Source organism: Pseudonocardia hispaniensis (genome assembly GCF_042658695.1).
GTDB lineage: Bacteria > Actinomycetota > Actinomycetes > Mycobacteriales > Pseudonocardiaceae > Pseudonocardia > Pseudonocardia hispaniensis.
Genome location: NZ_JBHSQW010000007.1, coordinates 62259 through 75272, shown reverse-complemented (window position 1 = coordinate 75272; position 13014 = coordinate 62259). Strand labels below are relative to the sequence as shown.

The window sequence follows — 13014 nt, the reverse complement described above, 5'->3', positions numbered from 1 at the left end:
CACACCCGTCCGGCCCGGTCGCGCCAGGACACGCTGGCCTCACCGTACCGAGTCCGGCCGACCCTCGTCTCCGATCACCTGGCCACGCCACGTTCGCCCACGGCGAACGTCTCGGCGGCTCAGGGACTCACCGGCTCCGGGTCGCTCAGCAGCGGCGCAGCCGCATCGCCTGCAGGACATAGTCCAGCCCGCTGCCCACGGTCAGCACGATCGCGAGCGCGAGCACCGTCCAGCGCACGGTGACGACGACGAGATCACCGAACAGTTCCTCCAGCGGCAACAGGAACAGACCGATCGCCAGGGACTGCACCACCGTCTTGGCCTTGCCGCCGCGGCTGGCCGGGATCACGCCGTGGCGCAGCACGCACAACCGCAGCAGGGTGATGGCCAGCTCCCGGCCCATGATCACGATGGTGGCCCACCACGGGATGAGTCCGAGCACCGAGAGTCCGACCCACGCCGCCCCGGTCAGCGCCTTGTCGGCGATCGGATCGGCGACGGTGCCGAACGCGGTGACCAGTCCCCGGCTGCGGGCGATCCGACCGTCGAGCCGGTCGGTGAACGCGGCGACAGCGAACACGCCGAACGCGGCGAGCCGCCAGTCGACGCTGCGGCCCTGCTCGACGAGCAGCACGGCCAGGAACACCGGCACCAGCAGCAGGCGTAGCCCGGTGAGCACGTTGGCGATGTTGAGCAGCGGCGCCGGGCTGGACGCTCCCACCCCGGGCCTGCTCACGGACCCTCCCCGCGGCCGGGCACCTGCCGCGGCCGCCGGACCGGCGCGTCGCTCCCGGCGCGCGCGGACGCGGTCACGTCGAACCCTGCGTCGGCGGATCCGGCTGGGTCGGCGCGAGGACCTCGCGCGGCGAGACGACCAGGTCGGTGCCCTCGGTGTCGACGACCACCGCCCGTACGAGGTCACCGGGCACCAGACCCGAGCCGCGCTCGATGATGCACTCGCCGTCGACCTCCGGAGCCTGGTGCTCGGCGCGCCCGGTGCATTCGAAGTCCTCGTCCTCGGCGCTCTCGACCAGGACCGTCACCTCCGTGCCGACGCGATCCTCGGCCCGTTGCACCATCAGCTCGTCGACCAGCGCCGAGATCCGCGACACCCGCGCGGCGACGACATCGGCGGGCAGCTTTCCGTCGTAACCCGCCGCCTCGGTGCCCTCCTCGTCGGAATAGCCGAACACTCCCACCGCATCGAGCCTGGCCTCGGTGAGGAACGCCTCCAGCTCGGCCAGGTCGTCCTCGGTCTCGCCGGGAAACCCGACGATCACGTTGCTGCGGATGCCCGCCTCGGGATTGATCGCGCGGATCCGCTCGCACAGATCGAGGAAATCGGCCCGCGAGCCGAACCGGCGCATGCGGCGCAGCACCGACGGGCTGGCATGCTGGAAGGACAGGTCGAAGTACGACGCGATGCCCGGGGTGGCCGCGATGACCCGCAGCAGGTCCGGCCGCAGCTCAGCAGGCTGCAGATAGCTCACCCGGACCCGATCGATGCCCGGGACCTGCGCCATCCGCGGCAGCAACTCGACCAGCGCCCGCGTGCCACCGGGTAGGTCCTTGCCGTAGGACGTGGAGTTCTCACTGACCAGGACGATCTCCCGGACGCCCTGGCGGGCCAGCCAGGCCGCCTCGGCGAGGACGTCGTCCGGCCGCCGGGACACGAACGCGCCGCGGAAGGACGGGATCGCGCAGAAGGCGCAGCGCCGGTCGCAACCCGACGCCAGCTTGAGCGGCGCGACGGGGCCCTCGGAAAGCCGCCGCCGCGACAGGTCGGGGACCCACGCGTGCCCGGGGACCGAGACCTCAGCCGCGGCGTCCGGACGGTGCACCGGCGAGATCGGCAGCAGCGTGCGGCGGTCGGTGGGCACGTGCGGGGCGGGCGCATGACCGCTGAGCAGATCGCCGAGGCGCTGCGCGAGGTCGGGATAGGCGTCGAAACCGAGCACGGCGTCGGCCTCGGGCAGGCTTTCGGCCAGCTCGGCGCCGTAGCGCTCGGCCAGACAGCCCACCGCCACGACCTTCGCGCCGCCGTCCTTGGCGACGTCCGCCGCGGCGAGCAGGGTGTCGATCGAGTCCTTCTTGGCCTGCTCGACGAAGCCGCACGTGTTGACCACGATGACGTCCGGCGTTGGACCGCCCGCGGACGAGTCGGCCTCCACGAGCTCCCACCCGCTGCCGACCAGGCGGCCGGCGAGCTCCTCGGAGTCGACCTCGTTGCGCGCGCAGCCCAGGGTCAGCAGGGCGGCGCGCCGCGGGACGGTTCCGGGGCGCGCATCGGCACGACTGGGTGTTGACACGCCGGTCAGGGTATCCGTCGGCCGGTGATCTACCCTGCGTGCCGTGGCAGAGGTGCTCGTACGGCGAGCTCGGACCGCCGACGTGACGGCCATCAAATCCCTGGTGGACGCCTATGCCGGGCGGGTCCTGCTGGCCAAGGAGATCATCACCCTGTACGAGTCCGTGCAGGAGTTCCTGGTCGCGGAGCTGGACGAGGAGGTGGTCGGCTGTGGCGCGTTGCACGTGCTGTGGGAGGACCTCGGGGAGGTCCGCACGGTCGCTGTGCACCCGCGCCTGCTGGGCCACGGCGTCGGACACGCCATCGTCGACGGGCTCATCGCCAACGCCCGCGAGCTCGGGCTGAGCCGGCTGTTCGTGCTGACCTTCGAGCGCTCGTTCTTCGGCAGGCACGGGTTCGCCGAGATCGACGGAACACCGGTGTCGCCGGACGTCTTCGCCGCGATGTTGCGCTCCTACGACGCCGGTGTCGCGGAGTTCCTCGACCTCGCCCACGTCAAGCCCAACACGCTGGGTAACGTCCGCATGATGCTCCACCTGTGAGTGCGTAACAGTGTTCCCACACTGTTACGCACTCACAGCCCGCGTCGAGCTGCGCAGATCCGTCGTATCCTGCCGCCGTGGGCGACACCCGCGGCGAACTGGTGTGGACGCAGCCATCACCGGCGCTGCGGGACTACGTCACCGGCTACACCGGTTATCGCATAGCCCCCACCCGACCGGGCACCCACCAGGGCGTCCCCTCGGCGCATCTGACGTTCCTGCTCTGCCTCGACGGCACCGTCGAACTCCTGCGCATGCCCGACCCCACCCGCGCCCCCGGTTCGTTCGCGGCACTGGTCGGCGGCCTGTCCGACGCACCGGCCGTGATCGCACAGAACGAGCCGCAAACCGGGCTGCAGCTGCAGCTGACCTGGCGCGGCGCCCGGGCCCTGCTCGGCGCCCCGGCCGGGGTGCTCGCGGGCGACGTCGTCGACCTCGCTGAGCTACTGGGGCGCCGGATCGACCCGCTCCTCGACCGGCTCGCCACCATCCCGTCCTGGCCCGAGCGGTTCGCCCTGCTCGATGCCGCGCTGACCCGGCTGGCCGAGGGCCGGCGGCGCCGCGAGCCTCCGCCCGAGGTCGGGTACGCCTGGGACCGGCTGGCGGCCACCGGTGGCAGGCTGCGGATCGAGCGGCTCGCCCGCGAGGTGGGCTGGAGTCGGCGGCACCTGGCCGACCGGTTCCGCCGGGAGATCGGCCTGGCCCCGAAAGCCGCCGCCCGGGTCATCCGCTTCGAGCGGGCCTGCGACCTGCTGCGCCACCCCCGACGGCCCGCCCTCGCCGCGGTCGCCGCGGACTGCGGCTACGTCGACCAGGCGCACCTGGCCCGCGAGTTCCGCGACCTCGCCGGCATCACCGCCACCGCCTGGCTGGCCGAGCGACCCGGCTGAGCAGCACGACCCCGCCTCCGCCGCGGACCGGCGCAGGAGCAGGATCGGTCGCGTGTTCCGGATCGTGCTGCTCGCCCCCGAGATCCCACCCAACACCGGGAACGCGATCCGCTTGGCGGCCAATACCGGCGCCGAACTGCATCTCGTGGAGCCGCTCGGGTTCTCCCTGGCCGCCCGCCATGTGCGGCGGGCCGGGCTGGACTACCACGATCTTGCTCAGGTGCAGGTGCACGCCGACCTCGACGCGGCCTGGGCCGCGCTGCTACCGGCGCGGGTGTTCGCGTTCGCCACGACGGCGAGCCGCTGCTACGCCGACGTCGATTACGCGCCGGGCGACGTCCTGCTGTTCGGCCCGGAGTCGACCGGCCTGCCCGTGCCGGTGCAGCAGGCCCCGCAGGTCACCGCCCGGGTGCGGCTGCCGATGGTGCCGGCCTCCCGGTCGCTGAACCTGTCCAACGCGGTCGCGATCGCCGTCTACGAGGCCTGGCGGCAACAGGGTTTCGCAGCTCAGCAGGGGTTGTGAGGGCCGAGCGGTGTTCGCACACCGTTCTGCACTCACGGGGGATCGCCGCCGGGCTCGGGGCCGTTCCCGCCCCGGATCAGCCAGAGCACGTTCTCCAGCTCGTCCGGCTTGATCAGCACGTCGCGGGCCTTCGACCCCTCCGATGGCCCCACGACGCCGCGGGACTCGAGCAGGTCCATCAACCTGCCCGCCTTCGCGAACCCGACCCGCAGCTTGCGCTGCAGCATCGACGTCGAGCCGAACTGCGAGGAGACGACGAGCTCGGCGGCCTGCAGCAGCAGGTCCAGGTCGTCGCCGATATCAGGGTCGATCTCCTTCTGCTCGCCCGCCTTGGCCGCGGTGACGCCCTCGGTGTAGGTCGGCTCGGCCTGTTCCTTGGTGAACGTGACCACCTTGGCGATCTCGTCGTCCCCGACGAACGCGCCCTGCATCCGCACCGGTTTGCTGGCACCCATCGGCAGATACAGCGCATCACCCATCCCGATGAGCTTCTCCGCGCCCGGTTGGTCGAGGATCACCCGCGAGTCGGTGAGCGACGAGGTGGCGAACGCCAGCCGCGACGGCACGTTCGTCTTGATCAGACCGGTGACGACGTCGACCGACGGCCGCTGGGTCGCCAGCACCAGGTGAATGCCGGCTGCGCGGGCCTTCTGGGTGATCCGCACGACCGCATCCTCGACGTCGCGTGGCGCGGTCATCATCAGGTCGGCGAGCTCGTCGACGATGCACATGATGTACGGGTACGGGCGGTACTCGCGTTGGCTGCCCGGCGGAGCGGTGATCTCGCCGGAGCGCACCTTGCGGTTGAAGTCGTCGACGTGGCGCACCCGGCTGGCCTGCATGTCCTGGTAGCGCTGCTCCATCTCCTCGACCAGCCAGGCCAGCGCCGAGGCCGCCTTCTTCGGCTGGGTGATGATCGGCGTGATCAGGTGCGGGATGCCCTCGTACGGGGTGAGCTCCACCATCTTCGGGTCGATGAGGATCATCCGCACCTCGTCCGGCGTGGCCCGCGACAGCAACGAGACCAGCATCGAGTTCACGAAGCTGGACTTGCCGGAGCCGGTGGAGCCCGCGACCAGCAGATGCGGCATCTTCGCCAGGTTCGCGACGAGGAAATCGCCCTCGATGTCCTTACCCAGCCCGATCACCATCGGATGCTGCTCGCCCCGCGCGGCGGACGAGCGCAGCACGTCGCCGAGTCGGACCATCTCGCGGTCGGTGTTCGGAACCTCGATGCCCACGGCCGACTTCCCGGGGATCGGCGCGAGCAGCCGGACGTTGTCGGTGGCCACCGCGTAGGCGAGGTTGCGGGTCAGCTGGGTGATCTTCTCGACCTTCACTCCGACGCCGAGCTCGATCTCGTAGCGGGTGACGGTCGGGCCTCGGGTGAAGCCGGTGACCTGCGCGTCGACGTTGAACTGCACCAGCACGCCGCTGATCGCCTCGATCATCGCATCGTTCGCGCGGCTGTGGGTCTTGGGCGCCGGGCCGCTCGGCAGCAGGTCCGACGGCGGCAGCAGGTACTCCGAGTCGCTCGCGGGCTCCCGGACGGCCATGGCGAGCTGCTCCCCCGCGGCCTGCGCCGGCTCGGACGCGGCCGCCGGGCGGGCCGTGGGCCGGCGGGGGCTCTCGCCTGCCTGGGTGTCCTCGGTCGCCTCGTCGGGCTCGTCGCGGAACGCGTCCGCCTCGCGGGCCTGGCGCCGTCGCGACGGCCGCCGCAGCGGCTCGACCTCGGCCTCCAGCACCGGGTCCGTTCCGTCCTCGGCGGCCTGCTCGTCGTCCCCGGGCTCGGGAACGGGGCGGCCGAGCAACCGGCGGACCCGGTCGGGGATCTCCGTCACCAGCGTGTCGGTGAGGACCGTGACGGCATAGCCCGACAACAGGACGAGCACCGGCGTGGCCACCCAGCCGGTGAGCCCACTGGCCAGCGGCGTCGCCGCGAGGTAGCCGAGCGCCCCGCCGCCCCGCGACCAGTTCGCGGGATCGTCCGGCAGCCCGGTGAACAGGTGCACCAGGCCCTGCACACCCAGGCTGAGCAGCAGCGTCCCCAGGATCAGCCGAGACCGCGCCTCCGGATGCGGTTCGGAGATCATCAACACGATCCCGACGCCGAGCAGCACCACCGGCAGCAGCGCCCCGGTCACCCCGAGGACCGCGCCGACGGCCGCGGACAGCCCGGCCCCGACCGGTCCGCCCGCGCCCCACCAGACCCCCGCGGCCACCACCACGGCGAGCACGATGAGGGCGACGCCGAGGCCGTTGCGCCGATGCGCGGGGTCGATCTCCCGGGTCCGCTCCACCGCCCGGCCCGCCGCCCACCGAGCCGCCTTCCCGAGTCGGAGCACGCCGTGCCCGACCGCGTCCATCCCGCGGTCGAGCAGATCGGGGTTGCGCCGCGGCGGAGGCTTGCGGGCGCCGGGACGCCGGGTGGCGCCCGACGAGCGGCGGGTCCGCCCGGACGAGCCGGCGCTCCTGGAGCTGCGGGACGACCGCGCCGCGGTCGGTTTACCCCCGCCTGCGGTCGTCCGTCGTGCCATCCGCCCACGGTATCCGGGACGACGCCCCGCTCCGGGGACCGACACCCGGGCCCCCGGAGTCGTCCCGCTCACGCGTAGCGCGTCAGCACCACCCACGTCGTGGTGCGGACCGTCGCCGGCCAGCCGGAGATCCGGTCGAGCACCGCGTCGAGCTCCCCCGCGGTCGCGGCGGTGACCTGCACCATCAGGTCGTACTCTCCGGTCACCGTCTCGATCTCGCTGAGGCCGGGGAGGTCTCGAAGCCGCCGCACGTACCCGGCGACGTCAGGGGTGTGGATGACGATGCCGACCCGGGCCCGGTGCGCCGTCGCGTCCCCCGGCAGCACCACCTCGGCGTGATAGCCGCGGATCACCCCGTCGCGCTCGAGGCGCTGGACCCGGGCGAGCACCGCGGTGCGGGACAGCCCGACGACGCGCCCCAGCTCCGCCATCGGCGTACGCCCGTCGGCCGCAAGCAGCGCAAGCAACCTGCGGTCGAGGTCGTCGAGCTGACGATCCGTCGGTCCCACAGCCCACATCGTGGCACTTCGCCCGCCAACATCGACGTTCGGCGTCGTGCGTCGCCGCAGATCACGTCCACACTGGAGGTATGGCCGTCACCTTCCCGGTTCCGCCCGAACGCGTTCCCGAGACGCTGCGCCGCCACCTGCTCCTGGACGGCTTCGACCTGGTGCTCGACACCCGGGCCAGCCAGGGGTCCTGGCTGGTGGATGCCCGTGACGGACACCGCTACCTGGATCTGTTCAGCTTCTTCGCCTCGGCCCCGCTGGGCATCAACCCCGCGGCGCTCACCGGGGATCCGGCGTTCCTCGACGAGCTGACCGAGATCGCGGTCAACAAGCCGTCCAACTCGGACGTCTACACGAGCCAGCTCGCCATGTTCGTCGAGACCTTCGAACGGGTGCTCGGTGACCCGGCCCTGCCGCACCTGTTCCTCATCGAGGGCGGGGCGGCCGCCGTCGAGAACGCGCTGAAGGTCGCGTTCGACTGGAAGCGAAGGCATAACGCGCTGTGCGGACGTCCGGCCGAGCTCGGGACGAAGGTCCTGCATCTGCGCCGGGCGTTCCACGGCCGCAGCGGCTACGCTCTCTCGCTCACCAACACCGACCCGGTCAAGACGGCGTTGTTCCCGACGTTCGACTGGCCGCGGATCGACGTTCCCGCGATCCGGTTCCCGATCGACCTCGCGCAGGTCGAGGCCGCGGAGCGGCGTGCGCTCGCCCAGGCCCGCGCCGCGTTCGCCGCGCATCCGCACGACATCGCCTGCTTCATCGCCGAACCGATCCAGGGCGAGGGCGGCGACAACCACATGCGCGGCGAGTTCCTCCAGGCGATGCAGGCGCTCTGCCACGAGCACGACGCTCTGTTCGTGCTCGACGAGGTGCAGACCGGAGCCGGGACGACCGGCACCGCGTGGGCCTACCAGCAGCTCGGCGTGCAGCCCGACATCGTGGCGTTCGGCAAGAAGGTGCAGGTCTGCGGAATCATGGCGGGCGGGCGGGTGGACGAGGTGCCGGACAACGTCTTCCGGGTGTCCTCGCGGATCAACTCGACGTGGGGCGGTGGCCTCACCGACATGGTGCGGTCCCGGCGCTACCTGGAGGTGATCGAGTCCCAGGGACTGATCGAACGGGCCGGGGTGCTCGGCAAGCGGCTGCTCGACGGGCTGGCCACCGTCTCGGGGATCGACAACGTGCGCGGTCGCGGCCTGTTCGTCGCGGTCGACCTTCCCACTCCCGAGGCCCGCGACGCCACGCTGACCCGCTTGCTCCGCGACGAGAAGGTGCTGGTCCTCGGTTGCGGGGAACGCTCGATCCGGTTCCGTCCCGCGCTGACGATCGGCGAGGACGAACTGGACCTCGCGGTCGCGGCGCTGGCCCGGGCGGTACGGCCGTGACCGCCGCTCAGACCGCGATCACCGTCGGAACGATCATCGGTCGGCGCCGGTAGGTCTCCCCCACCCACCTGCCGACCACGCGGCGCACGGCCTGGGCGATGCGGTGGGTGTCGGTGATTCCCTCGATCTCGGTGCGCGACAGCTCGTCCTCGACCAGCGGGAGCACCGCGTCGAGCGCCTTGGGGTCGTCGGAGAATCCCCGCCCCGACACCGTGGGCCGGGACCGGGCGCGTCCGGTATGGGCATCCACCGCCACCGTGATCGCGATGAACCCGCCCTCACCCAGCACCAGCCGGTCGGTCAGCGTGGTCTCGCCGATGTCGCCGACCGCGAGGCCGTCGACGTAGACCCGGCCGACCTCCACCCGGCCGGTGATCCGGGCGCACCCGTCCACGAGGTCGACGACGACGCCGTCCTCGGCGAGCACCACGGCCTGTTCCGGCACCCCGGTCTGCACCGCGAGCCTGCCGTTGGCTCGCAGGTGGCGCCACTCGCCGTGCACCGGCATGACGTTGGACGGCCGCACCGCGTTGTAGAGGAACAGCAGCTCACCGGCCGAGGCATGGCCCGAGACATGGACCCGCGCGTTGCCCTGGTGCACCACGGTCGCGCCGAGCCGGATCAGCCCGTTGATCACCCCGAAGACGGCGGTCTCGTTGCCCGGGATCAGCGAGCTGGCCAGGATGACCGTGTCCTGCGGCTGGATCCGCACCGAACGGTGCTCGCCGCGCGCCATCCGCGACAGCGCGGAGAGGGGCTCGCCCTGCGACCCGGTGGACACCAGGACCAGCTCGTCGTCGGGCAGCGTCATCGCCTCGTCGAGATCGACGAGCAGCCCGTCGGGGATCTCCAACAGCCCGAGCTCAGCCGCCACGCCCATGTTGCGCACCATCGAGCGACCGACGAAACACACCCGGCGCTCATGTCGGACCGCCGCGTCGATCACCTGCTGCACCCGGTGCACGTGGCTGGCGAAGCAGGCCACGATGATCCGCGACGGTGAGCGGTGGAACACCCCGTCGATGATCGGGCCGATCTCCCGTTCCGGGGTGACGAAGCCGGGCACGTCCGCGTTGGTGGAGTCGACCAGAAACAGGTCCACGCCCTCGTCGCCGAGCCGCGAGAAGCCCGCGAGATCGGTGAGCCGCCCGTCGAGCGGGAGCTGGTCGAGCTTGATGTCACCGCTGTGCAGCACCAGCCCTGCCCGGGTGCGGATCGCGACGGCCAGGGCGTCCGGAATGGAGTGGTTGACGGCGAAGTACTCGCAGTCCCAGATGCCATGCCGAGACCGGTCGCCCTCCTTCACCTCGAGCAGGTGCGGGCTGAGGCGGTGCTCCTTGCACTTCTCGGCGACGAGCGCGAGCGTGAACCGCGACCCGACGATCATCAGGTCGGGGCGCTGACGCAACAGGAACGGCACCGCGCCGATATGGTCCTCATGGCCGTGGGTGAGCACAAGGGCGTCGATGTCGTCGAGCCGGTCCTCGATGGCCCGGAAGTCGGGCAGGATCAGGTCCACCCCGGGTGAGTCCTCGGCCGGGAACAACACCCCACAGTCGACGACGAGCAGCCGGCCGGCGTGTTCGAAGACCGTCATGTTGCGACCGATCTCGCCGATGCCGCCGAGCGCGAACACCCGGAGCCCGCCGTCCGGCAGGGGCGGCGGTGGTCCGGTCGGTAGTTCGGCGGGACTGACCTCATCCGCGGCCCTCGGCGCCGGGCGCTCCCGGTGCTCCATGCGGGGCCGCCGATCGGACCGGGCCCGGTCCCCCCGGCCGCGTGGCCGGCTCACCGCGAGTCCTGCGGTGTCGCCGAACGGCCGGGTATGCCGATAGCGATGATCACGGGAGCGCAACCTCCGCGCCGAGATCGGCCGCCGCGCGCGCCCCCAGCGCCCCGTAGCCCCGTCGGCCGTCGCCAGGAAGCGAGACGTCCGGGTCGAGCGCGACGCCGGCGGTGGCGAGATGGGTGGCGATGGCCGCGACCTGCTCCGGCGTCGCCGGCGGCAACGGCAGCCGAGGCTCGCCGACGTCCAGGCCGCGCAGCCGCATCGCCGTCTTGGCGAATACCGCCCCGCCGACCCGTCCCATCGCCCGGATCACCGGCAGGGTCCCGTAGTGCAGGGCCCGAGCCCGGTCGTGCTCACCGGTCTCGAAGGCCACGAGCATCGCCCGCAGCCGGTCGGCGACGACGTGACCGATCACGCTGACGAAACCGACCGCACCGACGGACAGCCACGGCAGGTTCACCGGATCGTCACCGGAGTAGTAGGCCAGGGTCGTCGTGGCCAGCACCTCGGTGCCGGCGCGCAGGTCGTTGCGCGCGTCCTTGACCGCGACGATCCGAGGGTGCTCGGCGAGCCGCTGCAGCGTCTCGACCTCGATCGGGATCACGCTGCGCGGCGGGATGTCGTAGAGCATCACCGGCAGGTCGGTCGCGTCGGCCACCGCGGTGAAATGCAGCACCAGGCCCGACTGCGGGGGCCGCGAGTAGTACGGCGTCACCACCAGCAGCCCGTGTGCGCCCGCCTTCTCCGCCTCGCGCGCCAGGTGCACGCTGTGGGCGGTGTCGTAGGTGCCCGCACCCGCGACGACCGTTGCGCGGTCGCCAACCGCGCCGACCACCGCGCGGATCAGCTCCGACTTCTCGGCGTCGGTGGTCGTCGGGCTCTCCCCGGTGGTGCCGTTGACGACGAGACCGTCGTTGCCCAGCTCAACGAGGTGGTTGGCCAGTTCCTCGGCGGTGGCCAGATCGAGCGCCCCGTCGGAGTCGAACGGGGTGACCATCGCGGTCAGCACCTGACCGAACGGGCGGCCCGGCGGACGCTGCGGAGCTGGGGTCGGCGTCATGGTCCATGACCGTACCTCCCGCACCGGCGATCGCATGTCGGCGGACGGCCGCCGTCACAGACCGCGTGGGGCGCTGCGATACGCGTCCAGGTCGGCTGCCGAGCCCTCCAGCTCGATCCGTGCCGCGGACCGGCCGAATGCGTGCAGCACGAGTTCGCCCGGCTCACCGACGACCGTGACGAGGCCGCGCCCGGTGCGCACGACCTGCTGCTCGCCGTCGGGCCTGCGCAGCAGCACCCCGGTCGGAATGCGGCGCAGCAGCACCCGGCCGATTCGCCCGAGCACCGTCCAGAGCTCGGCGTCGCGGTCCGCGTCGGGTCCGCGGGGCGCCCAGCCCGGCTCCCCGCGCCGGACATCCTCGTGGTGCACGAAGAACTCCGCACCGTTGGCGCGCTCATCGACCTTGGTGATCCAGTAGGGCGACCAGGGCGGCGGGCCCGCACGCAGCTCGTCGATCATGTGCTGCCACGGGGTGTCGGCATAGCTCTGCATGGCGCGCTCGGTGATCGGGGCGAACAGTGGCAGCACGATGCCGGGGGCCGCCCACGGCTGGCGCTCCCGGACGAGCAGGTGTGCCAGCAGGTCGCGGGACGTCCAGCCCGAGCAGAGCGTCGGCCGGTCGGGACCGGATCGCTCGAACTCGTCGCAGATCGCTGCTCGTTCCGTCGTCGCGAGGCTCACGTGCCCAACGTACCGATGCGCCGCGCGGGTCACCCCTCGGTGACGAACGGGCTCGAAGCGATCTCCGTTCCGTCCGGCAGCTCCTGGATCTCGAAGTCGCTGAAGGCGTTGGGCACCTCGCGCTGCAGCTGACGCAGGCATTCGATGGCCAGGCCACGGATCTCGACATCGGCGTGTTCCGTTGCGCGCATCCCGATGAAATGCCGCCATGCCCGATAGTTGCCGGTGACGACGATGCGGGTCTCGGTCGCGTTGGGCAGCACGGCGCGCGCCGCCTGCCGCGCCTGCTTGCGGCGCAGGGTGGCGTTGGGGACGTCGGCGAAGCGCCGCTGCAAGCCTGCCAGCAGCTCCTCGTAGGCCTTGACCGACGCCGCCGTGGCCTCGAGGAACAGCGCGTGCAGCTCCGGATCGTCGGCGATCACGGCGGGCTCCACCATCGCCGCGTCGCGTTCGGGCACGTAGCGCTGCGACAGCTGGCTGTAGGAGAAGTGCCGGTGCCGGATCAGTTCGTGGGTGAGGCTGCGCGAGACGCCCGTCAGGTAGAAGCTGACCGTGCCGTGTTCGAGGACCGACAGATGTCCGACCTCGAGGATGTGGTGCAGATATCCGGCGTTCGTGGCGGTGGCGGGATTGGGTTTGGACCACGATTGGTAGCAGGCCCGCCCGGCGAACTCGGCCAACGCCTCGCCACCGTCGGCGTCGGTGCTCCAGGGCACGTCGGCCGGTGGGAGGAACTCCGTCTTGGCGACCAGTTGCACACGCAGGGGCACGGTGTCCGGCATGCGGC

General features: G+C 71.8%; 12 protein-coding genes. 4 read left to right on the top strand and 8 right to left on the bottom strand.

The annotated features are described in order from the left end of the window. Nucleotides 1-145: 145 nt before the first annotated feature. Both pgsA and rimO read right to left on the bottom strand, forming a co-directional pair. Nucleotides 146-736 carry a CDP-diacylglycerol--glycerol-3-phosphate 3-phosphatidyltransferase gene (pgsA, locus tag ACFQE5_RS03070; protein WP_379582497.1) on the bottom strand — a complete coding sequence of 197 codons (591 nt, stop codon included), beginning with the start codon at nt 734-736 and terminating at the stop codon, nt 146-148. 73 nt (nt 737-809) lie between these two features. Further along, nucleotides 810-2309, bottom strand: coding sequence for a 30S ribosomal protein S12 methylthiotransferase RimO (rimO, locus tag ACFQE5_RS03065; protein ID WP_379582495.1), 1500 nt, complete (start codon nt 2307-2309; stop codon nt 810-812). A gap of 43 nt (nt 2310-2352) precedes the next feature. Between rimO and ACFQE5_RS03060 the strand changes: the two genes are divergently transcribed. The 3 genes from ACFQE5_RS03060 to ACFQE5_RS03050 all read left to right on the top strand — a co-directional run bounded on the left by ACFQE5_RS03060 (nt 2353) and on the right by ACFQE5_RS03050 (nt 4263). Further along, nucleotides 2353-2850, top strand: coding sequence for an amino-acid N-acetyltransferase (locus ACFQE5_RS03060; protein WP_379582493.1), 498 nt, complete (start codon nt 2353-2355; stop codon nt 2848-2850). A 77-nt stretch (nt 2851-2927) separates the two neighbouring features. Next, nucleotides 2928-3740 carry a helix-turn-helix domain-containing protein gene (locus ACFQE5_RS03055; RefSeq protein ID WP_379582491.1) on the top strand — a complete coding sequence of 271 codons (813 nt, stop codon included), beginning with the start codon at nt 2928-2930 and terminating at the stop codon, nt 3738-3740. Between the two features lie 52 nt (nt 3741-3792). After that, entirely contained in the window at nt 3793-4263 is a 471-nt protein-coding gene (locus ACFQE5_RS03050) for a tRNA (cytidine(34)-2'-O)-methyltransferase (RefSeq protein WP_379582489.1), read from the top strand. Between the two features lie 32 nt (nt 4264-4295). Here ACFQE5_RS03050 and ACFQE5_RS03045 read toward each other — a convergent pair whose 3' ends face one another. Together ACFQE5_RS03045 and ACFQE5_RS03040 are read right to left on the bottom strand one after the other, a co-directional pair. Beyond that, complete coding sequence (locus tag ACFQE5_RS03045; RefSeq protein WP_379582487.1) at nt 4296-6800, bottom strand: DNA translocase FtsK; 2505 nt, start codon at nt 6798-6800, stop codon at nt 4296-4298. A 68-nt stretch (nt 6801-6868) separates the two neighbouring features. Then, nucleotides 6869-7309 (bottom strand): Lrp/AsnC family transcriptional regulator, encoded by a 441-nt coding sequence (locus ACFQE5_RS03040; protein ID WP_379582485.1) that lies wholly within the window; start codon nt 7307-7309, stop codon nt 6869-6871. A gap of 80 nt (nt 7310-7389) precedes the next feature. On the opposite strand from ACFQE5_RS03040, the gene lat reads away from it, so the two are divergent. Next, entirely contained in the window at nt 7390-8697 is a 1308-nt protein-coding gene (lat, locus tag ACFQE5_RS03035; RefSeq protein ID WP_379582483.1) for an L-lysine 6-transaminase, read from the top strand. Nucleotides 8698-8704: 7 nt separating this feature from the next. Here lat and ACFQE5_RS03030 read toward each other — a convergent pair whose 3' ends face one another. The 4 genes from ACFQE5_RS03030 to thyX form a co-directional block, all read right to left on the bottom strand. Beyond that, on the bottom strand, nt 8705-10435 hold the full coding sequence (locus tag ACFQE5_RS03030; RefSeq protein WP_379582559.1) for a ribonuclease J: 1731 nt from the start codon (nt 10433-10435) through the stop codon (nt 8705-8707). A gap of 103 nt (nt 10436-10538) precedes the next feature. After that, complete coding sequence (gene dapA / locus ACFQE5_RS03025) at nt 10539-11546, bottom strand: 4-hydroxy-tetrahydrodipicolinate synthase (protein WP_379582481.1); 1008 nt, start codon at nt 11544-11546, stop codon at nt 10539-10541. A 54-nt stretch (nt 11547-11600) separates the two neighbouring features. Then, the gene (locus ACFQE5_RS03020) at nt 11601-12227 is read right to left on the bottom strand and encodes a TIGR03085 family metal-binding protein (protein ID WP_379582479.1); all 627 of its coding nucleotides are present in this window, start codon (nt 12225-12227) and stop codon (nt 11601-11603) included. 29 nt (nt 12228-12256) lie between these two features. Then, nucleotides 12257-13009: an FAD-dependent thymidylate synthase gene (gene thyX / locus ACFQE5_RS03015; RefSeq protein WP_379582477.1), complete on the bottom strand. Its 753-nt coding sequence runs from the start codon at nt 13007-13009 to the stop codon at nt 12257-12259. Nucleotides 13010-13014 lie beyond the last annotated feature (5 nt).